The organism is Polyangium sp. 6x1 (assembly GCF_029946515.1).
In the GTDB taxonomy this organism is placed as follows: Bacteria; Myxococcota_A; Polyangia; order Polyangiales; family Polyangiaceae; genus Polyangium.
The window spans coordinates 1-22,968 of record NZ_JARZHH010000090.1 but is presented as its reverse complement, the minus strand read 5'-3'; the positions used below and the strand labels follow the sequence as shown (position 1 = coordinate 22,968).

The following is a 22,968-nucleotide window of genomic DNA, read 5'->3' as shown; positions in this document are numbered from 1 at the left end:
AACAGATGTCATGGAGAGGCACCTTGCTATCGCTTCGAAACGGCGTCGCCAGGATGGGTCTGGCGCACGTGTTCGGATGACAATTTCCGTCGATAGTCAAACTTTAGATGCCTGCTTTGGACAATGGAAGCCAAATGTTCCTTACAGGCGAAGAAAGTGTCGCGTGCGGGCGAGGCTCCGCAAGGAGGGCGCCACCCGACGTACGGACATGGCCCTCGAGCTCGTCGCGAACAACGGGCGCTGATCATCCGCAGCGGCAGCAGCAGCAGCAGCAGCAGCAGCAGCAGCGGCAGCAGCAGCAGCAGCGGCAGCGGCAGCGGCAGCAGCAGCAGCGGCAGCAGCGGCAGCGGCAGCAGCAGCAGCAGCGGCAGCAGCCGCTCCCCTCGCTAATGCGCCCCCAGCACCCGCGCCCGCTCCTCCGCAATCCGCTTGCGCAGCTCCTCCGTCATCCCGCGCTTTTGCGCCACCCGTTCGAGCGCCATCACGGCCTGCGCGTGCGCGCCTGCGCGGCTCGCGGCGTCCGCGAGCGCGAGCCAGCGGGCCTCGGTCGGTTCTTCGCGAGCCGCGCGATCGTAGAGCGTCAGCGCCGAGCCACTGTCGCCCCGGTTCTCGCGGATGCGCGCCAAGAAGCCGGCCGCTTCGGCGCACGCTGAGGCCGAGAGGCACGTCGCGGCGAGGAGGTCTTTGCTGGCCGCGTCGATCCGCGCGACGCTCAGCGCGTCCGCGGCGGTGCTCTCGTACTGCGAGAGCCGCGGCAGGGCCCCGGGTCCGCTTTTCCCGGGGCGTGGTCGAGTGCGCATGCATTGCGGTTCCATCGGCTCGTGATGGTGGGTCTCGCGGGGCGAGCCGGCGTCAGCGTCTTCGCGCCGCGCGATGGGAGGCGTACGTAGATCTCGGCCCTTTGGGACGCAGGCGCCGATCCGAGCGCCATCGCGCAAAAACCACAAGATGCTGCGGCGCGAGCTGGAGAGGTCGAGGCGCTCTGCAAGCAAGGCGCTCGGGGCGGAGGGCCGGCCCTTTCGGGGAGCTGGGGGACGACGAGGCCCTGAGCGCCCCGGGCTCCGCGTCCGCGGGGTACGCACGCGCGTACCTGCGTTACGCGCGCCGATTCCGAGGCGAGCTTCCCGGCCTGCGACGACGCGTCCCCGTACTGCCACTTCAACGACATGGGAGAACTGCGACGAATTCGACGCCTCCTGCGACGGCCCGTCGACTCCCCGCTGTCGCCTGCTTGCGCCTGCAGCCACGCGATCCGGGGGAGGATCCGCAAGGCCTAGCCACCGCGCGCACCGCATGCCCCAAAGGCCTCTGTTCCGTGATGCGCGACGTGCGGGCGCCTACCGTACAGACGCGGTTTTGCCCGAAACTGCACCCTGGCATGCCAGGTGCACGAGGGGCTCCGCGTGAGCGCTGCATGAACGATGTGCGGCGCAGCATCGACCCGCTGGCGGGGCAGATCGAAACGTACGATTTGCTCGGGCTGTCCTCCGCCCGAATGCTCGAGTTTCAAGCGAGAAAAACGAATGAATACCATGATGACTGCTTCGATGTTCCGTCACCTCGGCCGCGTGACTTCGGGCTTGCTCCTGGGTGCGCTTTCCCTGGGCTGTGTCACGGCTGTCGCCGAGGATGATCTGGCAGAGGAATCGATCGCCGAAGCCTCGGCGGAGCTGTCCGGCTGGCACTTCTGGTCGTGGGGCACCACGACGGACGAAGACGGGCTCGACATCTCCTCGACGACCCCCCAGACCTGCGTCCTCAGCGGTGTCGCAGGGAACCTCAATGTGGGTGCGGAATGGTCCAACGACGAGGAATCGCTCGCCTGGGTGGGCGCCAAGTACCCGTTGACCGGGACCTTTCTGTATGCGCACGGTGGTGCCTACACGAACCAGAACAACGTGAGGGTGTGGGCGAACAATCCTGTGAACGCCAGCGCCACGTGCTTCCATGTCGACTCTGCCACCAGCAATGGCGGCTCATGGAAGAGCAGCGACGGCAGCGTCAGCCCCCCCGTCAAGATCGCCGACCTCGACCCGAACAACCTGCGACAATGCTTCCTCTCCGGCCTCTGGGGCATTGCCGGCGCGTGGAATAGCAGCAGCCGGTTCGCGCGCGTGGTCAAGAAAACATCGACGGATGCCACCCACCCGACAACGGGATGGTACGTCGAGGCCAATCTCCTTTCTAACCCCTACGATGGTTCGCACGCGCGGGTTTTCGCCACGTGCGTGAACTTCCCGCTAGCAACGGTGATCACCTCGGGCCCTCCTGTATCCGCCGCAGCCTCTGTAACGAACACGGTCCCCATCACCTCGGGTACGGGCATCAAGGGCTGCGCGCTTACCGGGATCACGGGCGCGCTCAACCAGAACGACTGGACCGACGGCGCCTTGATCGCGGCCCCCTCCACCGTCGGCGGGGACTGGACGCTGAGCGTCAAGAACAACAAGACGGCCGAGTGGGCTTGCGCGAACTGAACTGCGGCGCGCGAGGCCCGGGGGGAAGGGTCACCTCTCCGTAGGTGGAAGCCTCGCCGCTGCTGCGTCCGCAGCAGCAGCGGCAGCAGCAGCAGCAGCAGCGGCAGCAGCCGCTCCCCTCGCTAATGCGCCCCCAGCACCCGCGCCCGCTCCTCCGCAATCCGCTTGCGCAGCTCCTCCGTCATCCCGCGCTTTTGCGCCACCCGTTCGAGCGCCATCACGGCTTGCGCATGCGCGCCCGCGCGGCTCGCGGCGTCCGCGAGCGCGAGCCAGCGGGCCTCGGTCGGTTCTTCGCGGGCCGCGCGATCGTAGAGCGTCAGCGCCGAGCCACTGTCGCCCCGGTTCTCGCGGATGCGCGCCAAGAAGCCGGCCGCTTCGGCGCACGCTGAGGCCGAGAGGCACGTCGCGGCGAGGAGGTCTTTGCTGGCCGCGTCGATCCGCGCGACGCCGGGGACGCTGGAGGCGATCTCGACGCGGGCGCGCAAGCAACCGACGCGCTCCTTCACCCTCGCGCAACGCGCCGCGAGCCGGGACTCGGCCTCCTCGCTCTTGCCCTCGACGACGAGGTGTCGCGCGCGGATCCGGTCGGCCACGAAGTCCGCAGGGAACGCGGCTTCGAGCGCCGTCGCGTGCGCCTCGATGTCTCGCGCGCAGCGGGCGCGATCGTCGCACGTGCCCTTCGCGAGCGCGTCGATCAGCGCGTCCGCGGCGCGCACGCGGGGGCCATGGGCGCCAGGGTTTCGCGCGATCGCCTCGGCGTCGAGGCGCGCGCTCAGCGCTGCGTTTCCAGCGTTCCGCGCCTGCACCGCGAGCTCGTCGAGCATGGGTGCGCCCGCTTTGCCTTCGGGGACGGCGCCGAGCAGCTCGCCTTCGTCCTTCGAGAGCCGCATGGCGAAGACGCCCGCCGGGCCCACGAGCGCGCTCTCTTGCGTGACGGCGATCCGAAGCTCCAGCAAGGCCTGGCGGCGCGCGCCTCGGCGGGCGAGGACCTGCGCGAGCAAGAGGTGCGCGCGGCCGTTCACGTGGCCTCGTTCGAGGGTGCGCTGGAGCCAGGGGAGCGCGCTCTCGCGCTGGCCCTGGTAGGCCGCGAGCGCGCCGATGAGCGGGAAATACGGCTCGGCCGGGTGACGGCGCATGGCCGCGCGGAGCGAGCCTTCGAGCGCGGCGTACGCGGCAGGGTCCGCGACGTTCGTCGCCTCGTACGTCCTGTGGATCGCGTCGCGCTCGGCGCCGACGTCGGGGTGTCCGAACCAGAGCGACGCGGCCGCGAGCGTGAGGCCGACGAAGAGCGCGAGGGCCGGCGTGAGGCGCGCGAGCTTGCCCGGAGCCTTCGCGGCGAGGCCACGCGAGGGGCGCGAGCGCGCGCGATCTCCCCACAGAGAGCCGAGCACCGCGGCGAGGGCGAAGCAGACGGCGGGGATCTCCAGCGAGAGGTCGGCGAGGTTCTGGACGAGGACGACGACGACGCCCGTGTACGCGCTCGCCGCGAGTCGGCTGCGCAAGGCGCCGAGGCGCGCAGGGGCGAGCGCCCACGCGAACAGGGCGAGCGCCGCGAGCGCGACGGGCGCGCCCCACTCGACGAGCCACTGCGCCGGGAAGTTCTCGACGTACGCGAAGACGACGTGGCCCGGGCTCTCGCGGTACGCCGGGAAGACGCTTTCGAACGCGCCGCGGCCGATGCCGAAGAGCGGGTGCTCGCGCAAGACGGGCAGCGCCCAGCGCACCATCTGGAGTTTGTCGAGGTTCTTGTCGTAGAGCTCGAACCAGGTGTCACGCGTGCCGCCGAGGAGCGCGAGCGCAGCGCCGCCGAGGAGCGCGGCGCCGAGGAGCCAGCGGAGCGAGGGTTCGGCGGCACGGCTGCCTCCGCCGCGGCGCGCGGCGCGGACGCGCAGGAGGAGCGCGAGCAAGAGGACGCCGAGGATCAAGGCGATCACGCCGCCGCGCGACGCGGACGTGACGTCGACCGCGACGAGGAACGCGACGCCCGCGGCGACGAGCCAGCGCGGCGCGACGGGGTCGTGCATGAGGGCGAGGCCCATGCCCGCGAGCGCGCCGAGGTTCAGGTACCCGGCGAGGGTGTTCGGGTTGATGAGCGGTCCGACGTGCCACGGAGGGAGCGACACCGACGGCGTGTAGAAGCCGTAGACCTTGGTCATCCCCGCGAGGCCGTGCACGACGGTGACGAGCGCGACGGCGAGCGCCGAGAGGAAGACGATCGCGACGCCGGGGGCCGCGCCGCGGCGCGCGGAGACGGCCGCCGAGGCGGTGAAGATCGCGGCGTAGGAGGACCACTTCAGGGCCTCGACGAGCGTGCCGCCGGGATCGAGCGAGAGGCTCGCGAAGCGCGGGCCGGCCTCGCCGAAGGGCAGGAGCGCTCTCGTCCAGACGTCGGCGTTGCCCGGTGCGAGGCGCTCGAGCAAGCCCATGGGCAAGGGCACGGCCTGCAGGAGCGTGTAGGCGGCGAGGGCGATCGCGAGGATCGCAGGCAAGGCGAGCGAGATCGAGCCCTTGCGCTCTTGCTCGCGGCGAAGCGCGAGGGCGGCGGCGACGAACGCGAAGGGCGCGATGAGGGCGACGACGCGGACATGGACGCCGCCGAGCGCGAGGGCCGAGCCCGCGACGGCGAGGGCGACGAGCGCGACGAGGGGCCGCACGGAGCCGGAGCCTCCGCGATCTCGGCTGGGGCTCGGTCGGGAGGTGGGAGGCATCCGAGGTTCGTTCGCGGGGCTTGCGGGAGGGCGCCCAGTGTAACGCAGAACGAAAGGGAGCCGGTGCGCGAGATGGCGCCGCGCGTTCGTTGACGCCGGGTCGTGTTCGGCCGAGGATCGGTGGTCATGGAACGTTCGTCTCGCCGCGGGCGTCGCGGCCTTGCTTCACTTGGGATGTCTGGGTTTGCCGTGTTCGTGGCGGGCGTCTGGCTCGGCGCGTGTAGCCTCGATCAACAAGGGTCGGTGCCGCCGGGGCAAGCGTCGTCGTCGTCTTCGGGCGAGGGCGGCGGCGGCGCGTCCGTGGGCCCGGGCGGCGCAGGCGGGGTCGGCGGGACGGGCGGCGTCGGCGGGGCGGGCGGCGTCGCGGTCGGTGGAATGGGCGGAGCGGGTGGAATGGGCGGCGCGGGCGGCGGCGTGCCGACGGTCATCCGTGAATGGACGGCGACCGTGCCCGGATCCATGTCGGGATACACGTTCCCGGACAACTGGCTCGTGATCGAGTGCCCGACGGACAAGCGCACGTCGCAGCCGAGCGAAAACGCGATGTTGCCTTACGGGCCGGATGCGGCGCGTCCCCGGAACGTCGGCTCGGGCTGGGGGCTCAGCGTCGAGAGCCAGCGGAAGAACGTGATCCCATACAGCGATGCCTGGACGGGCAGCGGCTGGACGCCCGCCGGCCTTCCGATGGATATCGTCGCGACGAACGACGGCAATCCCGCCGGCGGGATGGCGGCCACGAAATTCGTGAATGCAACGGCGAAGCGGCAATCGAATTACGTGATCAACGTGCCGTTGGGGTATGGCTCGACGTGGGCCAGGGCCGAGGGCGGCACCGGGCCGAGTTTTGCGTATTTCGTGGTGGGGAACGTGGCGCTCGCGAACTGGAATTACGACGTCGTCGACGACGCCACGAAGTGGTTGCGGTATGGCGTCGGGCCTGCGCAGGGAGATTTCTTGCTGCAGACGCTCCACGACACGATCGACATGGATCCGCCGCTCATCTCGGCCACCGAGTCGACGGGCGTGTATGCCTACGGCGCGCAGCATGAGCCCGGCGCGAAGTACCCGTCGAGCTACATCCCGACCGAGGGCGGGGAGCGGACGCGCGCGGCGGACAAGCTGTACTCGCCGTTCTCGTCCACGCTCATCGAGGGAGGATACTTTCACGTGAAGCTCGTCTTCGCGCCGAATTACGCGAGCCAAGAGGCGACCTCCCCGCGCCACGATCTCGTGTACATCGACGACAACAACCGCGTGACGATGGAGCTCACGCCGGAAGGGGGAACGCTCCTCCTGCGGTCGGGCGGCAAGGAGCTCCGGGCGGAGGCGCCCGCGACGTGGACCCGGGAGCAAGCGCTCACGATCGAAGCGCGCAGCACGGCGACCACCCGCGAGCTGTCGCTCACCGGAGCGACGACGGGGTTCTTCGCCATTTCAGACGACCAGGTGGGGAAGTCGCCGACGAACAAGAAAGTGTACATCCTCGGCGACGACAAAGGCGCTCAGGAATGCGCAGATTTGCGCTCGATCACGTTCTTGACGCCCCAGTAGACCCTCCTGCCGCAGTGGAGTTTTCTCGCCGAGATAGAAACGTAAGCGACGAAAAATCGGTCCGCGTCCGCTTGACGTGACCTTGGGCCGTGCGCAAAAAGACACGGCCCCCGGAGAACCAGATGAGCAAAACCCTCGCGGTCGTTCTCGCAGTCGGTATCGGCGGCGGCGCCGGCGTGGCGGCGTACGCCTACCTGAAGAAACCCGAGCGCGCGGCTTGCGTGCGTATCGCAGATCTTTGCGGCGAAAAGAACGGGACGAAGGAGGACCTCGACCAGTGCGTCGAGGAGGTCGAGCAGTGGCGCAAGGTCGCCGGCGACGAGCCGGTCGACAAAGGCATTCAGTGCGTCGACGAGGCCAAGAGCTGCGGCGAAGCCATGGGCTGCGTCGCGGGCGCCGGCATGAAGGGTTTTCAGAACGTCGTCGACGACTTCTTCAAGGGCCTCGGCAAGGGCCTCGGCGGCAGCAAATAGCCCCCGGCCGCGCTCAGTCCGGCCGCGACCGGACGTAAGGCTTCCCGAGGTCGCGCCCACCGGACGGCAGCGGCGCGTCCTCGGGAAGATCCAGGCAACGGACGAGCCCCTCCTCGATCCGATATCGATATCCACTCTCGGGACAGACCATGATCCCGTCGGGCCCAGGGCGCCCGAGCTTCTGCCCGTGCCGGCTCATGTAGCCCGTGCGCCGCGCAGGGACGCCCGTCATCAATGCATAATCGGGCACGTCCCGCGTGACGAGCGCGCCCGCGCCGACGAACGCGTGGCGGCCGATGGTCGTGCCGCAGAGGATCGTCGCATTCGCGCCAATCGTGACGCCGCGCCGGATCAAGGTCTTTTCGTAGAGGCCCCGGCGATCGATCTCGGCGCGCGGGTTCGTGACGTTCGTCAGGACGCACGAGGGGCCGAGAAAAACCGAATCCTCGACGATCGTGCCCTCGTAGAGAGAGACGTTGTTCTGGATCCGTACGTCGTCCCCGACGACGACGCCGCTCGCGACGAAGACACCCTGGCCGAGGACGCAGCGCTTGCCAATTCGAGCGCCCGGCATGATGTGGCAGAAATGCCAGATGCGCGTGCCTTCACCAATCGAGGAAGGCTCGTCGACATAAGCGGAGGGGTGCACGAAGGGGGCGGGCATCGATCAAGGGCTCCCATGCTCCCAGAGCCCGAACGAGCCGTGGACGGCGCGGGGCGGGCCGAGGACGGCCGCAGCTGGGCTCGCCGTGCGTCCGAGGAGGAAGCGCGCGCGGGCTTCGGTGAGGCGGCGCGAAAGGCCGAGAGGGGCGTCGAAGGTGGAGGCGGTGGCGGCTTTGCGAGGATCGAGGTCGCGATCGAGGACGACGTCCTCGGGGCGGCCGAGCGCCGCGGTGATGGCGAAATGGCCGTAGTCGCGGACCTCGACGAGGACACGCTCGCCAGGCGGGACGAGCGCGCGCGCGGCTTCGCCGATGGCGACCTCGTCCGTGCGCGGGACGAAGTCTTCGCCGCGGAACCAGCGGCGGACGATGACGAGGCTGAAGACGAGGAGGGCGAGGGCCGCGGCACCCGCGCCGAGGCGCGTTTTCCGGCTGGCGCGAGGGAGCAAGGTGGCCGCGAGGTCGCCCGCGACGAGGGCGCAAAGGAGGAGGCCGACGAGGAGCGCACGCTCGGGGTGGTGCGTCGGGGCGCCGTCCTTGATGAGCGCCGCGGAGAGAGCGACGAGCTGGAAGAGGGCGAGGGCCAGAGGGCGCGCGTAAGGGCGGAGGGCCTCGCGGGCGGAGGCGCGGAGCGAGGGGAGCGCGGCGAGGGCGAGGAGGACGGCGAGCGCGCCGAAGAGCTCGGGCTCGTGGCGCGCCATGGCGAGCGGGTAGGCGAAGAGGCGCGCGAGAGGAGCGTCGGCCTCACCGCCGAGGGCGCGGCGGTAGGCAGCGACGCGGTCGAGGGAGTCGAAGGCGTTGCCGCGGGCGAAGTGGTTCCACAGGACCCAGAGCAGTGGGCCGAGGAGCGCGAGGGCCGCCGCGAGGATGAAGAGGGCGCGGTCCTTGCCGGAGCGATCGCGATCGCGGAGGGCGTCGAGGCCGGTGAGCGCGGCGAACGCGGCCGCGATGGGCCAGACGTCGTAGCGCGAGAGGGTGGCGCCGAGGAGCGCGAGGCCGCCGAAGAGGCGCGCGCGGGGCTCACGCGGGCCGACGAGCGAGGCCATCGCGAAGAGGGCAAGCGCCGCGGTCGGGAGCTCCGGGACGGTGGCGACGCCGAGGCGCGCGCTCCAGGGGAAGACGGCCGCAAGGACGGCGCCGAGGAGGGCGGCTGTTCGGTTCTTTGTGAGGCGTTCGGCCGCGAGCGCGACGAGCACGGCCGAGAGCACGCCGAGGACGAAGGCCGTGACGCGCGCGACGAGGAGCGTGCGGCCCGCGCCGAGCATGGCCGCGCCCGTGATCCAGAACGGGAAGGGCAGCCAGCTCGTGCCGGTCGGATCGAGCTTCGGGGTGTGCGCGAAGTCCTGCGCGATGACGACGCGCGCGAAGTCGTCGTCGCTGACGGCGCGAAAGCCCGTGGCGACGACGATCGCCACCGCGATCACCTTGACGAGCGCAACGAGGCCGAGATCGCGCCTCTGGAGCAACGCGGGCAAGTGGATCCGCCTCGGGCGCGGAACTACTTCGGCTGGGAGGTGCTTTCGAACTGCTTGAGCTCGCGATCACCCGCGGAGGACAGGTACGCGAGGGACATGCTGGTGAGCATGAAGATCGCGGCGCAGATGGCGGTGAGGCGCGTCATGAAGTTGCCCGCCCCGCGGCCGCCGAAGACCTGCGCGCCGCCGCCGAACGCCGAGCCGAGGCCTCCGCCGCGGCCTTGCTGCAGGAGCACCACGAGGATCAGGAAGATACAAACGATGACGTGAATGACGTTGAGCAGAGTGGTCAGCATCGGCGCACGGCGACGTTCTACCCTCGTTCCGCGGCGTCCGCCAGCCGCTCGGCGCTGTCGATGATCTTGCCGAATCCGGCCGCGTCGAGGGAGGCGCCACCGACGAGGGCGCCGTCGACGTCCGCCTGGCCGAGCAGGCCCTCGGCATTGTCGCCCTTCACGCTGCCGCCGTAGAGGATCCGCGTGGACGCGGCGAGCTCCTCCGAGACGGTCGCGAGGAGGCCGCGGATCATCGCGTGGACCTCCTGGGCGTCCTCGGGGCGGGCGACCTTGCCCGTCCCGATCGCCCAGACAGGTTCGTACGCGATGACGCCGAAGCCAGGGCGCTTGGCGAGCTCGTCGAGGAAGGCGCGCGTCTGGCGCTCGACGACCTCGAGCGTCTTTCCAGCTTCGCGCTCCTCGAGCGTCTCGCCGACGCAGGCGATCGGGTGGAGCTCGGCGCGGATCGCCGCGGCGATCTTGCGCTCGATGAGCTCGTCCGTCTCGCCGAAGAGCTGCCGGCGCTCGCTGTGGCCGAGGATGACCCAGGTCGCGCCCGAGTCTTTCAACATCGGCGCGCTGATCTCGCCGGTGAAGGCGCCGGCAGGCTCGGGGTGCATGTTCTGCGCGCCGAGCATCACCGCGCTTTTCGACTCCCAAAGCTCGTGCGCGGCCGCGGCGAGCGCCGTGAACGGCGGGCAGATCACGACGTCGACGCGGGCCGAGCGGCGCGCCGCCTCGACCACGCCGATGGCCAGGCTGCATGCATCCTGGCCGCCGGCGTTCATCTTCCAGTTGCCCGCGATGAGGGGGCGGCGCGCGACGTTCACGACGCTTCCTCCCCCACGGAGGAACGAAGCGCCTCGACGCCGGGAAGCTTGCGGCCCTCGATGAGCTCGAGCGCAGCGCCGCCGCCCGTCGAGATGTGATCCATGCCCTTCGCGATGTCGTCGCCCGCCGCGCGGACGGCCGCCGCGCTGTCGCCGCCGCCGACGACGGTGAAGCCTTCGGCGCGGCTCATGATGCGCGCGATCTCGAAGGTGCCGTTCGAGAAAGGCTTCGACTCGAAGAGGCCCATCGGGCCGTTCCAGAAGACGGTCTTCGCGCGCTCGATGGCGCTCCCGAAGAGCTCGACCGTCTTCGGTCCGATGTCGAGCGCCATCGTGCCGTCGGGGATCGCGTCGACGCTGACGGCCGTGCCGCTCTCCGCGTCGAGGCTCTTGGCCACGACGACGTCGACGGGCAGGAGGACCGAGGCCCCGCGATCACGCGCCTTCTGCAGGATCGTGCGGGCGAGCGGGAGTTTGTCGTCCTCGATCTTGCTCGCCGCGACCTTCTTGCCTTGCGCCGCGAGGAACGTGTTCGCCATGGCGCCGCCGATGCAGAGCGTGTCGACGACGTTGAGCAGCGACTCGACGACGGCGATTTTGTCCGACACCTTCGCGCCGCCGAGCACCGCGACGTACGGCTTCTCGGGACGATCGAGCAGACGAGCGAGCGAGCGCAGCTCCTTCAGCATGAGCAGGCCCGCGGCGCGATCGCGGATCATGCGAGGGAGCGCGTGCACGGAGGCGTGCGCGCGGTGCGCCGCGCCGAACGCGTCGTCGACGTAGATGTCCGTGAGCTCGGCGAGCTGACGCGCGAAGTTCTCGTCGTCCTTCTCTTCCTCCTCGTAGAAGCGGAGGTTCTCGAGCAGGCAGATCTGACCGGCGCGCAGATCGTGGATGACCTTCTTCGGGCCGTCGCCGATGCAGTCGTCGGTCAGGTGCACCTCGTAGCCCGTGAGCTCCGCGAGGCGCGCGCCGGCAGGCTCGAGGGAGAGGCCCTCTTTCTTGCCCGGCTTGGGCCGGCCGAGGTGCGAGGCGAGGATGACCTTCGCGCCCGCATCGACGGCGACCTTGAGCGTCGGGAGCGACTCGCGGATGCGCGCGTCATCGGTGATCGCGCCCGTCTTCTTGTCGAGCGGGACGTTGTAGTCGACGCGGATGAAGACGCGCTTGTTGGCGAGTCCTCCGTCCTTGGCGAGGTCCTCGATCGAGCGGATGCCCGTGAGCTTCATGGCTTAGACGCCCTTCTCGGCGAGGAGCTTCGCCAGGTCGATCATGCGGTTCGAGAAGCCCCACTCGTTGTCGTACCAGGAGAAGACCTTCGCGAACTTGTCGCCGATGTGCTGCGTGAGCGTGGCGTCGAAGATGCTCGAATGCGGGTTGCCAATGAAGTCACCCGAGACGAGCTGCAGCTCGGTGTACTGGAGGATGCCCTTCATCGGGCCCTCGGCCGCGCGCTTCATCGCGTCGTGGATCGCGTCCTTCGAGATCGGCTTCTCCGTCTCGAGCGTGAGATCCACGAGCGAGACGTCGACCGTCGGGACGCGGATCGCCTGGCCGTCGAACTTGCCCTTGAGCTCCGGGATGACCTCGCTCAGCGCCTTCGCCGCGCCCGTCGACGAGGGCACCATGTTCACGGCGGCCGCGCGGGCGCGGCGCAGATCGCCCTTGCGATGCGGGAGATCGAGGATGTGCTGATCGTTCGTGTACGAGTGGATCGTCGTCATGAGGCCACGCACGATCCCGAAGTTGTCGAGCAAGACCTTCGCGACGGGCGCGAGGCAGTTCGTCGTGCACGAACCACACGAGATGATGCTGTGCTTGGCCGGGTCGTACTGGCGCTCGTTGACGCCGAGGACGACGGTGAGGTCCTGGCCCTTGGCCGGCGCGCTGATGATGACGCGCTTGGCGCCCGCGCTCTGGTGCAGCGCGGCCTTCGCCCTGTCGGTGAAGAGGCCCGTGCACTCGAGGACGATGTCGACGCCGAGGTCCTTCCAGGGCAGCTCCGCGGGATCCTTCTTCGCGAGGACCTGGATGCGCTTGTCGTCGAGCGCGATGTAGCCGTCGCCGTGGCTCACCTTCGCCGCGCGGAACTCGCGGTGAATGGAGTCGAAGCGCAAGAGGTGCGCGAGCGTGCCGGCGTCCGTGAGATCGTTGATCGCCACGATCTCGAGATCCTTCTCGCCGCGCTCGACGAGCGCGCGCACGATGCAGCGACCGATCCGGCCGAACCCGTTGATTGCAATCCTCGTCGCCATCGGAGACTCCTGGAAAAGGTGTTGAACGCGCGCGATACGTAGTCAGGTGACTACGCTCGGTCAAGCAAAGGTTCTGCGACCCACGAAGGCCGCGTCCGGGCCGCGATCACAGCCTCCGTCGCTCAGCCCGACCGCGCGCCCGCGATCAGCGCGCGTAGCCGTGGAAGTACGCCGATCCGTCCTCGGCGACGACGATGATCCGCGGCGCGCGCGGCCAGACGAGTAAAAGCGCGCTCGTCACCGACGGATCGAGCGGGACACGGATCCAGCCGCCCTCCTGCCGTTCGAGCAAACGCGCATCCGCGCCCACGGCCCACGCGCCGCCCGTCACCGGATCCACAGCGACACCAAAAAGATCGCGTGTCGTCTGCACGCTCTCCAGCGTCGCCACCGCGCCGCCGTGCGCCGGCTCGACGCGGAGCGCATGTCCCCCGCTGCCCACGGCATACGCAACGCCGCCCGGTCCCGCCGAGATCGCGTAGAGGTGCCCCGTTCGCCCCCACGGCACGTCGCGCGCGCCGCGCTCGTTGATCTCCACGAGCGTGCCCTGCATCCCGACCGCGATCACGTGCCCGCTGCTCGTGCGCGTCACGCCCGCGAGGTGCGTCGGCTCCGGCGCGGCGACCATCATCGGCGCGCCTTCGTTCGGCAGGAAGATGGCCACGCCGCCCGGGCGCGACGCGCGCTCGCCGACGAGCACGATCCCTCGATCGTCCGCGTGCGCCGCGAGCAGCGTGATCTCGCGCTCCGGCAGCGCGATCCGCCGCAGCCCGCCGCGCGACGAGAGGGCCGCGCAGAGCCCCGCGTCGCCGAAGAGCAGAAGCTCGCCCGACGGGAGCCGCGACAGACCCCGCACGGCCCGCACGTCGATCCCCGCGGGAAGCGGCGCCAAGGACCACGCGCCGTGCACGAGTCGATAGAGGCCCCGCGTGCCGAGGGCCATGATCGCGCGTCCCTCCTCGACGACCATCGCCGCGCGCAGGCGCTCGCCCGCGATGGCCGGGCCGAGCATCTCCCACGCGGGCATCGGCGCAGCGACGGGCGCGGCCGAGGGCGGCGGCATGGGCATCGCAGCGGCGAGGCGCGCGCCCTCGGTGGATCGCGGGAAGACCGAGTCGAAACTCACGGGCTCCTCGGGCGCGCTGCCGCCGCTCGCCGTCGGCCGCACCGCTTCCCGCAAGAGCGGCTCCAGGGCGAGCCAGAGCTCCCGGATCGACCCGTGCCGGTGGATCGGGTTCGTGCTCGTCGCGCGGCCGATCTCCCGATCGAGCGCAGCCACGAGATCGGGCCGATCGCGTAGCTCTGCCGGCAACGTGGCCCGGACGCGGCCGAGCTGCGGCCGGTCGCCCGTCGCCAATCGCAAGAGCGCCTTCGGCTTCGGCTCGCCCGGCTTCGGCGCGAATGCCGCGGTCCCGCAGAGCAGCTCGTACAGGACGGCCGCGAACGAGTACACGTCCGCCTCCGGCCCGAGCGGACCTCGCACCTGCCCGAAGGTCTCGGGCGCGCCGTAGAGAAGGTTCGGCGGATCGAGCGGATCTTGCGGGCCGAGGAGCGTGACGAACCCGTCCGTGATCCGCGCCGTCTCCTGGCCACGCTCCTGCGCGATGAGCACGTGCGAGGGCTTCAGGTCTCGATGCACGCCGCCCGCCTCGTGCAAGGCGAACAGCGCCCGGGCGACGTGCCCCATGACGCGACGCGCGCGCGCCGCAGGCAGGCCGAAGCCGCCGTGCGCGGCGATCACCCGCGCGAGGTTCTGCCCTGGCAGGTACTCGCGGACGAGGCACGGCGCCGCGCCGCGCGGGCTCTCGATCGCGCCGTGATCGAGCACGTGCGCGAGCCCTCGCCGCTCCGGGAGCGCGGCGAGCATGCGGTGGAGGAGGATCGCCTCGCGGGCGAACCGCGCGAGCGCCGTCGCGCCGTCGACGAGCTCGGGCCGGTACACCTTCACGGCGGCCGGCGCGCCGAGGGCCTCGCTCGTGGCCTTGAAGACCCAGCCGGAGCGGCCTTCGCCGACGAGCTCGCCGATCTCGTAACGGACGCCGTGGGCGCCAGAAAGCACCCGGCCGATCAGGCTTTGTCGGAGTTCGGCGTCCACGAGAGCCAAGCTCTACGAGGAAAATGGAGCCGCGAAAAGACGCGAGCGCGAACCCCTCGTGCTCCGAGGGGCCGCGCTCGTGGGCGTGCAGGATGTCCCGTGGTGTGAATTACACGCCGAGGAGCGCGACGAGCTTGTCCTTGGTCGTCAGCCCCGCGTGCTGACCCTTCTTCTGACCGCCCTGGAAGACGATCACCGTCGGCACGCTACGGACGCCGTACTTCGCCGTGAGCTGCGGGTTTTCGTCGATGTCGAGCTTGCCGACCTTCACCTTGCCCTGGAAGTCGTCCGCGACCTTGTCGACGATCGGGGCGAGCGCCTTGCAGGGGCCGCACCAGGTGGCGGTGAAGTCCACGAGCACCGGGACGTCGGAGTCCAGGACCTCGGACTGGAAATTCTTTTCGTTGAAGGTGAGGACGTTCTTGCTAGCCATGGTGCCTCGTTGCTCCGCCGGGCCGCTGGCGCCTGTCGCCGGTACCCGCACGATCCGGTAGGGCAACGAAACGTAACTTCGAGAATTGGAGCCGACAAGGCTTCCTGCTGACGCTCCCTTTCTGCTACATGACCCCACGCTCTCCGTGCGTCGGGGAGACCACGAGCTCGAATGGCCCCGCGGATCCTCGTCGTCACGCCGACCTACAACGAGCGTGACAACCTCCCGCGCTTCGTGCGCTCGGTGCTCGAGGTCGTCCCCGAGGCGCACGTTCTCGTCGTGGACGATGCGTCGCCCGATGGTACGGGCGCGGTCGCCGACACGCTCGCCGCCGAGGACCCTCGCACGACCGTGCTGCACCGCCCAGGCAAGCTCGGGCTCGGCACGGCGTACGTGGACGGTTTTCGGCGCGCGCTCGACATCGGCTACGACGTCGTCGTGGAGATGGACGCGGATCTCTCGCACGATCCGAAGTACCTGCCCGCGTTTCTCCGGGCGATCGAGGAAGGCGCCGACGTCGTGCTCGGCTCGCGCAACGTGCCCGGCGGCGGCGTCGTCGGCTGGGGGCCGGGGCGGCACGTGCTCTCGAAGGGCGGATCGCTCTACGCGCGGACCATCCTCGGCGTGCCGATCCGCGATCTGACGACGGGCTTCAAGGCGTTCACGCGCCGCGCGTTGCTCGCGATCGACATCGAGACGCTGCGCTCGAACGGCTACTCGTTCCAGATCGAAACGACGTACCGCGCGCTCCGCAAAGGCATGCGCGTGACCGAGGTGCCGATCGTGTTCGTCGATCGGCGCGCGGGCCACTCCAAGATGAGCCGCAGCATCTTCGCCGAGGCCGTCGTGGAGGTGTGGCGCCTCCGCTTCGATGCGGTCACCGGAAAGCTCTGACGTCAGCGCATGAAGCCGCGTCGTTGCAAGCTCACGACGCGGCCGAGGGCGACGACCTTGAGCGCCGCCGGATGGTTCTCGTACTCGTCCTGCTGCATGTGCGCCTCGGCGACGATGCGCGCCTTGAAGCGCTGGAACATCGGCAGCTTCTTCGTGAGGCTCTCGGGCAGGTACGCGGGCATCGGCGACTGGGAGCCCGCGGGCACGAGGACGCTGCGGATCCAGGGCTCGCCGAAGACCGTGCGTTTCTGGTAGTGCCGCTGTTCGAGCAGCATCCGCTCGGTGTGCGTGTCGAGGTAGCTCGGCGGCAGCATGCGGTTGCCTTGCGCGAAGGCGTCCTTCACCTGCTGCGTGAGCCGCTCCGCGACGCCGCTCGAGGAGGAGAGCCACGGCGTCTTCAAGAGCTCGTTCACCGTGTCGACGGTCTCCTTGAGCTTTTTGTCGCCCGCGATGAGCGGCGAGACCGCGGTGACCGTGGCCTTGAGCGTCTCGAGCTCGTCGAACGGGAAGGTGAGCTCGGCCGAGACGAGCACGAGCGGCGGCGTGAAGGTGCCGTCGTCGGCGACGGCGTCGCCGATCGCCTCCTGGATGCCCTCGGCGTCGGTCGTCTCGCCCCGCGTGAGCACGGCGAAGACGTCCTTGCGATCGCGCACGTCGGGCGGCTCCTCGGGCGGCGGCTCGTCGTCGAAGTCGAGGTCGCGCGGCGCGGGCTTCTTGTCGAGGATGAGCTTCCAGCGCGGGTGCTCGCGCATCTTCGACGCCGATTTCGGGTCGAACCAGATGAGGTCGACGACGTCGCGCGAGGGGCCGCGATACGAGTACGACGGGCGCGGCGAGACGGCAGGCGAGGGCGCGGGCGCGCTGTCACTCGGGGTCGACCATTGGCCCGCGGCGGCGGCCGCGTTCGAGGCCGCGACGGCGCCGACGGACGCTGCGTTCGCGACGGCAACGGGCGGCGGGGGCGCAGCCTGCGACGCGCTGGAGAACGCGGCGACCGCGGCCGCGCCGGCGAGGCCCGCGGCGGCCATCGCGGTCGCCGTGGGCGTGATCGGGCTCGGCGGGGACAAACCCGCGGACATGCTGCCCACGGTCGGCGCCTGGATGTTCTCGCCTCCGCCCGCGCGCGCGGACGCGTTTGCCCAGGGGCTATCGAGCGGCGAGGGGTTTGGCGAGGGCGGGGCCTGCGGGACACGCGCGGGCGGCGGAGGAGCCGGCGGCGCGGACGGTGACGCGGCAGGCGGCGCGAACGGCGTCGCGGGCGGCGGCTGAGGCGGCGCGGCGGGCGAGGCGAACGGCGTCGCGGGCGGCGGCTGAGGTTGCGCGGCGGCGGGCGCGAACGGCGTCGCGTTTGGCACGGCCGGCGAGGGGACGCTGGCGGACGATTTGCGCGCGGCCGAGAGCCACGGCGGCGCGGCGTCGCCGGGCTGCGGGCGATCGGCCGGCGGCTGCTGCGGCGCGCCCGCGGCGGGCGCCACGTTCTTCGGCGCGATGAACGGTAGGCCGGTCGCAGGCGCGACGCGGGGCTGCGGCAACGCGTTTTCAGCGCGGGGCGCGCTCATCTGGCTCAACGCGGAGACCGCGGGCGACGGCGGTTTGGCCGGTACGTCGCCCGCCACGTCGGGCCGCAGGAACGGCACGGTCCCGGGCCGGTACGGTTTGCCCGAGGGTGGCGCTTGCTGCGCGGGCGCTTCGGGCGGATTTTCCGGGAGCGACTCGCTCGCTTGCCCACTCGCGACGAGCAGGCGCTCGACGTCGGCCCACGTGAGGCGCTGGCCCGGCTCCTCCATCGCGACCACCACGCGGCCGAGCCCGTGTGGCCTGTCGAGGCCGATCTGCGCGCGCCACGTCAGCGTGCATTGCGCCCGGTCCGAGTCGATCCAGAGCGTGTCGCACTTCATCGTGAGGTCCTGCGGGTTTCCGCCGGGCCGGATCACGAAGGCGCGCGGATGCAGCCCCGGCAGGCTCGTCACGAGCCGCGGGTGCTGCGGGTGCAGGTTCTCGAGCACGATGCGCTCGTTGTCGCGCAGCTCGTCGAGCTGCTGATCCCGCGGGGCGCAGTCGAAGTACGCGGGATCGATGTCGTCGGGCACCGGCTGCTCCCGGACGAGCTGCTGCGAGAACGACGACGCGTGCGCGCCGAGCGCTTCCATCCGGCCCGGCCACGTCGGCGCGATCGGGCCATAGCCGATCGGGGGGATCACGTCGGCGCGGCTCTGCACGAGCATCCCGGGCGGCTGCAGGTTCGGCACGGGGGAGACGCCGTACGCGTCGGGCTGCGCGTCGGGCCGGATGCCCACCGGGTTCAGCGTGTCCGGACCTCCCGTGGCCCGCTCGTAGCGCAGCGGCACCTTCGTCACGCCGCGTGCGTCGCGCACGGCGCCGTCCGGGCCAAACGAGCGCTCGCCGAAGGCCTCGATCGATTTGTCGATCCCGCCGACGACGAGGCGCGTGAGGATCGACCGCGCCGCTTCTCCGCGCGGGGCGAACGCGTTGCCCACGAGGACCACGTCGGCGCGCACCTTGAACGGAACGAGATCACTCGGCGAGTACACGCTGCGCGCGGGATCGTCGTTCCAGTGGTTGTCGTCCTCGTTCGGATCGTCCTGGTTCGCGGCGAGGCGCGACTGGACGGGCGCGAGGTCGTACGTGGCCTTGCAGACGACCGTGAGGACCCACCCGCCGCGCCGTGGCTGCCAGAGCAGCGACGCGACCCGGAAGGGACAAACCGTGACGACCTCCATGGCGGAGTGATACTAATCGACCGTCGCGAAAGCGGATACGGGGGTGTGGCATGAAGGCGATGATCGCGGCGCGTCCGTGCGTTCTTGCGTGTCTTTTGTCGCTGTCTGCGGTCGCGTGTGGGCCGCCGTGGACCGTGGTGGCGAAGGTCGTGCCGAATCCGTTCGTGAACCAGCGAAGTTTCGCGGTGGAGCCCGTGCACTTCGAGGGGGTCCAGATCGGCGAGAAGAGCGAGGCGGAGTACCAGGCGTCGAAGGACGGCGACCAGCAAGCGAGCTGGGACGAGGACAAGCGGGCGTTCGCCGGTGAATTCGGCCGGGAGCTCGCCGAGGAGCTGCCCGAGGTCCAGTTCGTGTCCGCGCCCGCGCCGAGCCCGTTCGTGGTGCGGCCCGTGGTCACGTTCGTCGAGCCGGGTTTTTACGCCTACGTGGCGTCGCGGCCCTCGGAGGTGCGAATGACGCTGGAGATCTGGGGCGCGGGGCCCCAGCGCCTCGACGTCTTGCAGTTCCGCGCCGTCGTGCCCGCCACGATGACGAACCCGTCGAGCGGCGGACGCCTGCGCAGCGCCGGCGAGACGCTCGGCGCGCAGGTGGCGGAATACCTGCGGACGCGCGTCCTGCCGGATTAATGCAGGGTATACCAGTCGCCGTCGTGCTCCACCTTGGGCACCTCGGCCTCCGGCGGGAACGTCTTGCCGATGTCCTCGCGCTCGCCTTCGATGTCGTCGAGGCGCTCGATGATGAGCGGCGCGGGCGCGGGCCGCGGTCGCGAGGGCGGGCGGCTCTGCGGCTCGGTCGTGAGGGCGCGCGGCTCCTTGCGCGAAGCCGGCGCCTGCGTGCCCGCGCGGCGACGCTCGAACACGCGCCGCGCGAAGAGGACGAGCGCGCCGAGCGCCCAGATCCCGATCCCCGCGAGGAACACGGGCAAGAACCCGTACCGCCGCGCGAGATCCTCCCGCCACGCGAGCTCGATCTGCGCGAGGGGCACCTCGTGCGCGGCTGCGAGCGCCTGCTCGAACGGCTCGCCGCTCCGCGCCCGATCGAGCGCCCCCACGAACGCCGACCGGCGAGGTTTGTCCGTGAGGAACCGCGCGAGGTCCGCGGCCTGCGCATAGGCGAGCGAGGTCTCCGGCGCGTCGGCCGGCAGGCCTGCTTCGAGCGCGGCGATCCCGTGCAGGCGCCTTTGCAGCGTGCCGAGAAGCAAGGCCTGCGCGCGGATCGCCGAGGCCTCGCCCGCCACGTGCGCGGCGAACCCCTCGTGCAGCCAGAGCGGCGCGGGCTTGTGATCGAGCGCCTCGTCGAGCGCCACGTGCGCGAGCGCGTGCGGCAGGGCCACGCCGAGATCCGTCGGCTCGAGGGATCGATGCGAGCCGAGGCTCGTCACCACGAGCCGCTGCTTCGAGAAGGCGAGGGCCGGCGCATACCCGGGCACGTCTTCCATCGGGCCGAGCGAGCGCACCTCCTCGGGCACCGCGGCCACGCGGATCTCCACAGCGCCGAGGACGTCACGGCCGAGCAGCTCGCTCATGGCCTTGCGCGCCCGGAGCACCGCGGGGATCGCGGCGCGCACGCGCTCGTGCGCAGAGGGGTGGTACGCGAACGTGAGGCCCGCTTCCTGAAGCTCCAGGTAGCCCGTGGGCCGCGCGGGCACGTCGGCGCGTGGATCCGCCACGGCAGGCGCGTCGTGGGGGCGCGGCGGCGCGGCGAACGCGTCCGCGGGGACGAGCCACGCCGCGACCGAGGCGAGGACGAACGCCCGGGACCACGCCCTCACGGCGCGACCTGCCCTTTCAGCCGGACCATGCCCGTCGAGTCCTCCGTCACCTGCGACGCGATCAGCACCGCGGCGCCCACGGCCACGACCGCGCCGACGGGGCCCCAGAACCAGGCCGATTTGTAGAACGGCTTGCGCGTCGGCTCCTCCGGCTTCGGCGGGGCGGGCGTGCTGGTTTGCTTCGGCGCGATCGGCGGAGGCGGCGCCGCCTGCGGCACGATCACGAGCTTTCGCAGCGTCGCCGCGGCGCCGGGCCACGTGTAGCGGATCTCCCCGGCCTCGCCTCGTTCGATCGTCGGCCCGAGCTCGATCGGCTCGTAGCGCGCCGTCCCCACGCGGAGCACGCGCGCGACGGGGCGATCACCGACCATCGACACGGCCACCACGATCTCGGCCTTCTGCTCGGCGCCGAGCGAGGCGAGCAGCCTGCGGCTCGGGGCATCGTCGTTCGCCGTGAGCGCGCTCCGCACCTCGGCGAGCTCGCGCTCCTTTGCGGGCGCGTCCGGCGCGGCGGCCTCGCCGGCGAGCACGCGCGCCGACCGATCGTCGAGGCCGGGCCGGAGCGCCTCGTCGCGGTAGATCTCGCGCGCGAGGGGCTTCGCCGCGGCATCCACGCCGCTCCCGATCGCCACGACGACCGCGCCGCGGCCTGCGGGCGCCGGCGCCGCTGCCGTCACCTCCGCTCTCGGCGCCTCGGGCTCCGCCGCCAGGCAGACGCCCGCGGCACCGAGCCATGTCCCGCACCCGACGAGGGTAAGGGCGAGCACACGAGAACGCATGCGAGGATTTTACGGAGTACCTATCGCCCCGTCAAAGTGTTTTTCGGTGGGCGCCGAGCCCATTCCGTTCACAGCTCGCGCTCGTAGACGCGATATTTCTTGTAAATGCGACCGCCCATGAGCCGGATACCGGCATTGATGGCCGCGTTGTCCTCCAGCGTCCACGAGAGCTCGCCGCGCTCGAGGCCGAGCAGGTGGGCCGACCGGTTCATGGCGACGTAGAGGAACGCGGAGAGCCCCGCGTACTTGCGCACGTGCCGGTACTTCTTCTTGATGCCGAGGATGATGAGCCGCGCGCTCTTCGGACCCTTCACGCGCAGCCGATAAAGAAGTTTCGCCACGTTGAACGGGAAGAGTTTTCCGTCGAAATCCTGGATCACCTCGTTGAGGTTCGGCAGCGCGAGCGCCACCGCGGCCGGCTCGCCGTCGATCGAGACGAGGTAGGTGATCTCGGGGAACAAGATGAGCTTCATGTCGGCCGCCATCTTGGCGAGCTCGCGCTCCGAGAGCGGCACGAAGCCCCAGTTCTCGCTCCACGCGTCATTGAAGATGTCCATGAGGACGCGGACCTCTTCGCCGAAACGTTTGGGGTCCAAGTGGCGAACCGTCACCTCGGGTATCGTGAGGATCTCGTCGTGCGCCTTTTGCGCCCGCGCCGGGACCGAGCCGACGTCGTACGTCCAGGCATAGAAGTCCTTGAGCTTCGCGAGGCCCGCCTGCTCGATGAGCCCGCCCTGGTAGGGCCGATGGTGGGGCATCATGATCATCGGCGGCGTATCGAAGCCCTCGACGAGGCAGCCGAGCTCCTCGTTGATGTTCAGCGAGAGCGGCCCGCGCAGGCGCTTCATTCCGCGCGCGCGGTTCCAGTCCGCGGCCTTTTCGAGCAGAGCCCGCGCGACCTCCGGGTCGTTCACCGTATCGAGGAACCCGAAGAACCCCGCCGCATCCTTGTGCCGTTCGAGGTGCGCATGGTCGATCTGCGCCGTGATACGCCCGACGCGGCGCCCGTCCCGGTAGGCGACGAACGCCTGCACGTCGCCGTGGTCGAAGAACGGGTTCTTCTTCCGGTCGAGCCGGTCCTCGAGCTCCATGTCGAGGGGACGCACCCAGACGGGATCGTCCGCGTAGATGTCCCGCGCGACGTCCAGGAAATCCCGTCGCCGCTTCCTGTCCTTCTCGCCGAGCTCGAGGATCTCGATGGCCATTGCCCGCCGTCCGTACCGTTCAGAGGCCGGCGACGCAAGAGGAAACGAGAACGCACCAACGAAATGGGGCGGCCCACGTGCGGACCGCCCCATTTCGTTGCCTCACGCGAGGCGCGTGGCTTCAGTTGATCTGGATGTTGAACCCGGAGGTGCCGTTGAGGCCGTTGCCGCCCACGCCGCCCTCGGGGTTCGTCCCGCCGTTCGCGCCGAGGCCGACCGCGCCGGTCGAGCAGCTATTGCCGTCGTACGCGAACGTCACGCCGCCCGCGCGGGCGAGGCACGCGCTCGGGCCGCCGCCGCCGCCGCCGCCGGCGCCGCCGGCCGAGCCCTTGCCGCCGTTGCCG

General features: G+C 70.5%; 19 protein-coding genes and 1 pseudogene. 5 read left to right on the top strand and 15 right to left on the bottom strand.

The features are described 5' to 3' along the window. Positions 1 to 386 precede the first annotated feature (386 nt). On the bottom strand, positions 387 to 800 hold the full coding sequence (locus QHF85_RS44375; protein ID WP_281333555.1) for a hypothetical protein: 414 nt from the start codon (positions 798 to 800) through the stop codon (positions 387 to 389). Between the two features lie 723 nt (positions 801 to 1,523). Here QHF85_RS44375 and QHF85_RS44370 point away from each other — a divergent pair. Further along, positions 1,524 to 2,477, top strand: coding sequence for a hypothetical protein (locus QHF85_RS44370; RefSeq protein ID WP_281333554.1), 954 nt, complete (start codon positions 1,524 to 1,526; stop codon positions 2,475 to 2,477). 122 nt (positions 2,478 to 2,599) lie between these two features. Here QHF85_RS44370 and QHF85_RS44365 read toward each other — a convergent pair whose 3' ends face one another. Next, a complete protein-coding gene (locus tag QHF85_RS44365; protein ID WP_281333553.1) occupies positions 2,600 to 5,131 on the bottom strand; it encodes an O-antigen ligase family protein in 2,532 nt (843 codons plus the stop codon). A 228-nt stretch (positions 5,132 to 5,359) separates the two neighbouring features. On the opposite strand from QHF85_RS44365, the gene QHF85_RS44360 reads away from it, so the two are divergent. After that, the gene (locus QHF85_RS44360; RefSeq protein ID WP_281333552.1) at positions 5,360 to 6,736 is read left to right on the top strand and encodes a hypothetical protein; all 1,377 of its coding nucleotides are present in this window, start codon (positions 5,360 to 5,362) and stop codon (positions 6,734 to 6,736) included. A 122-nt stretch (positions 6,737 to 6,858) separates the two neighbouring features. Continuing rightward, entirely contained in the window at positions 6,859 to 7,209 is a 351-nt protein-coding gene (locus tag QHF85_RS44355; protein ID WP_281333551.1) for a hypothetical protein, read from the top strand. 13 nt (positions 7,210 to 7,222) lie between these two features. On the opposite strand, the gene QHF85_RS44350 is transcribed toward QHF85_RS44355, so the two are convergent. From QHF85_RS44350 to trxA, 8 genes are all read right to left on the bottom strand, one after another. Next, positions 7,223 to 7,873 carry an acyltransferase gene (locus tag QHF85_RS44350; RefSeq protein ID WP_281333550.1) on the bottom strand — a complete coding sequence of 217 codons (651 nt, stop codon included), beginning with the start codon at positions 7,871 to 7,873 and terminating at the stop codon, positions 7,223 to 7,225. Between the two features lie 3 nt (positions 7,874 to 7,876). Continuing rightward, positions 7,877 to 9,346 (bottom strand): glycosyltransferase family 39 protein, encoded by a 1,470-nt coding sequence (locus QHF85_RS44345; RefSeq protein ID WP_281333549.1) that lies wholly within the window; start codon positions 9,344 to 9,346, stop codon positions 7,877 to 7,879. A gap of 23 nt (positions 9,347 to 9,369) precedes the next feature. After that, positions 9,370 to 9,642, bottom strand: coding sequence for a preprotein translocase subunit SecG (gene secG / locus QHF85_RS44340; RefSeq protein ID WP_281333548.1), 273 nt, complete (start codon positions 9,640 to 9,642; stop codon positions 9,370 to 9,372). 17 nt (positions 9,643 to 9,659) lie between these two features. Further along, complete coding sequence (gene tpiA, locus QHF85_RS44335; RefSeq protein WP_281333547.1) at positions 9,660 to 10,451, bottom strand: triose-phosphate isomerase; 792 nt, start codon at positions 10,449 to 10,451, stop codon at positions 9,660 to 9,662. Continuing rightward, the gene (locus tag QHF85_RS44330) at positions 10,448 to 11,680 is read right to left on the bottom strand and encodes a phosphoglycerate kinase (RefSeq protein WP_281333546.1); all 1,233 of its coding nucleotides are present in this window, start codon (positions 11,678 to 11,680) and stop codon (positions 10,448 to 10,450) included. Before QHF85_RS44330 ends, tpiA begins: the two co-directional genes overlap by 4 nt. Positions 11,681 to 11,683: 3 nt before the next feature. Beyond that, complete coding sequence (gene gap, locus QHF85_RS44325) at positions 11,684 to 12,706, bottom strand: type I glyceraldehyde-3-phosphate dehydrogenase (RefSeq protein ID WP_281333545.1); 1,023 nt, start codon at positions 12,704 to 12,706, stop codon at positions 11,684 to 11,686. Positions 12,707 to 12,851: 145 nt separating this feature from the next. Then, positions 12,852 to 14,801 (bottom strand): serine/threonine-protein kinase, encoded by a 1,950-nt coding sequence (locus tag QHF85_RS44320; RefSeq protein ID WP_281333544.1) that lies wholly within the window; start codon positions 14,799 to 14,801, stop codon positions 12,852 to 12,854. Positions 14,802 to 14,910: 109 nt separating this feature from the next. Continuing rightward, positions 14,911 to 15,234, bottom strand: a complete 324-nt coding sequence (gene trxA, locus QHF85_RS44315; protein ID WP_281333543.1) for a thioredoxin — start codon at positions 15,232 to 15,234, stop codon at positions 14,911 to 14,913. Positions 15,235 to 15,405: 171 nt separating this feature from the next. Here trxA and QHF85_RS44310 point away from each other — a divergent pair, with 171 nt between their 5' ends. Beyond that, complete coding sequence (locus tag QHF85_RS44310) at positions 15,406 to 16,128, top strand: polyprenol monophosphomannose synthase (RefSeq protein ID WP_281333542.1); 723 nt, start codon at positions 15,406 to 15,408, stop codon at positions 16,126 to 16,128. A gap of 2 nt (positions 16,129 to 16,130) precedes the next feature. Here the strand turns inward: QHF85_RS44310 and QHF85_RS44305 are convergent, their stop codons facing one another. Next, positions 16,131 to 18,869, bottom strand: coding sequence for a DUF2169 domain-containing protein (locus QHF85_RS44305; protein WP_281333541.1), 2,739 nt, complete (start codon positions 18,867 to 18,869; stop codon positions 16,131 to 16,133). A 50-nt stretch (positions 18,870 to 18,919) separates the two neighbouring features. On the opposite strand from QHF85_RS44305, the gene QHF85_RS44300 reads away from it, so the two are divergent. Next, positions 18,920 to 19,495, top strand: coding sequence for a hypothetical protein (locus QHF85_RS44300; RefSeq protein WP_281333540.1), 576 nt, complete (start codon positions 18,920 to 18,922; stop codon positions 19,493 to 19,495). Here the strand turns inward: QHF85_RS44300 and QHF85_RS44295 are convergent. The 4 genes and pseudogenes from QHF85_RS44295 to QHF85_RS44280 form a co-directional block, all read right to left on the bottom strand. Next, positions 19,492 to 20,640, bottom strand: a complete 1,149-nt coding sequence (locus tag QHF85_RS44295; RefSeq protein WP_281333539.1) for a hypothetical protein — start codon at positions 20,638 to 20,640, stop codon at positions 19,492 to 19,494. The two genes, QHF85_RS44300 and QHF85_RS44295, sit on opposite strands and share 4 nt — an antisense overlap. Then, positions 20,637 to 21,419 (bottom strand): hypothetical protein, encoded by a 783-nt coding sequence (locus tag QHF85_RS44290; protein WP_281333538.1) that lies wholly within the window; start codon positions 21,417 to 21,419, stop codon positions 20,637 to 20,639. The genes QHF85_RS44295 and QHF85_RS44290 overlap by 4 nt, the downstream gene beginning before the upstream one ends. 68 nt (positions 21,420 to 21,487) lie before the next feature. Beyond that, positions 21,488 to 22,624, bottom strand: a complete 1,137-nt coding sequence (locus QHF85_RS44285) for a hypothetical protein (RefSeq protein WP_281333537.1) — start codon at positions 22,622 to 22,624, stop codon at positions 21,488 to 21,490. 121 nt (positions 22,625 to 22,745) lie between these two features. Next, positions 22,746 to 22,968 (bottom strand): annotated as a pseudogene (locus QHF85_RS44280) (PE-PGRS family protein); the annotation flags it as partial.

What these genes read in the sequence shown, in the direction of transcription:
- QHF85_RS44360 (WP_281333552.1), top strand. Translation starts at nt 5,360, where the DNA reads ATGTCTGGGTTTGCCGTGTTCGTGGCGGGCGTCTGGCTCGGCGCGTGT.
- QHF85_RS44375 (WP_281333555.1), bottom strand. Translation starts at nt 800, where the DNA reads ATGCGCACTCGACCACGCCCCGGGAAAAGCGGACCCGGGGCCCTGCCG.
- QHF85_RS44290 (WP_281333538.1), bottom strand. Translation starts at nt 21,419, where the DNA reads ATGCGTTCTCGTGTGCTCGCCCTTACCCTCGTCGGGTGCGGGACATGG.
- QHF85_RS44305 (WP_281333541.1), bottom strand. Translation starts at nt 18,869, where the DNA reads ATGGAGGTCGTCACGGTTTGTCCCTTCCGGGTCGCGTCGCTGCTCTGG.
- secG (WP_281333548.1), bottom strand. Translation starts at nt 9,642, where the DNA reads ATGCTGACCACTCTGCTCAACGTCATTCACGTCATCGTTTGTATCTTC.
- QHF85_RS44300 (WP_281333540.1), top strand. Translation starts at nt 18,920, where the DNA reads ATGAAGGCGATGATCGCGGCGCGTCCGTGCGTTCTTGCGTGTCTTTTG.
- gap (WP_281333545.1), bottom strand. Translation starts at nt 12,706, where the DNA reads ATGGCGACGAGGATTGCAATCAACGGGTTCGGCCGGATCGGTCGCTGC.
- trxA (WP_281333543.1), bottom strand. Translation starts at nt 15,234, where the DNA reads ATGGCTAGCAAGAACGTCCTCACCTTCAACGAAAAGAATTTCCAGTCC.
- QHF85_RS44370 (WP_281333554.1), top strand. Translation starts at nt 1,524, where the DNA reads ATGAATACCATGATGACTGCTTCGATGTTCCGTCACCTCGGCCGCGTG.
- QHF85_RS44350 (WP_281333550.1), bottom strand. Translation starts at nt 7,873, where the DNA reads ATGCCCGCCCCCTTCGTGCACCCCTCCGCTTATGTCGACGAGCCTTCC.
- QHF85_RS44285 (WP_281333537.1), bottom strand. Translation starts at nt 22,624, where the DNA reads ATGGCCATCGAGATCCTCGAGCTCGGCGAGAAGGACAGGAAGCGGCGA.
- QHF85_RS44355 (WP_281333551.1), top strand. Translation starts at nt 6,859, where the DNA reads ATGAGCAAAACCCTCGCGGTCGTTCTCGCAGTCGGTATCGGCGGCGGC.
- QHF85_RS44330 (WP_281333546.1), bottom strand. Translation starts at nt 11,680, where the DNA reads ATGAAGCTCACGGGCATCCGCTCGATCGAGGACCTCGCCAAGGACGGA.
- QHF85_RS44310 (WP_281333542.1), top strand. Translation starts at nt 15,406, where the DNA reads ATGGCCCCGCGGATCCTCGTCGTCACGCCGACCTACAACGAGCGTGAC.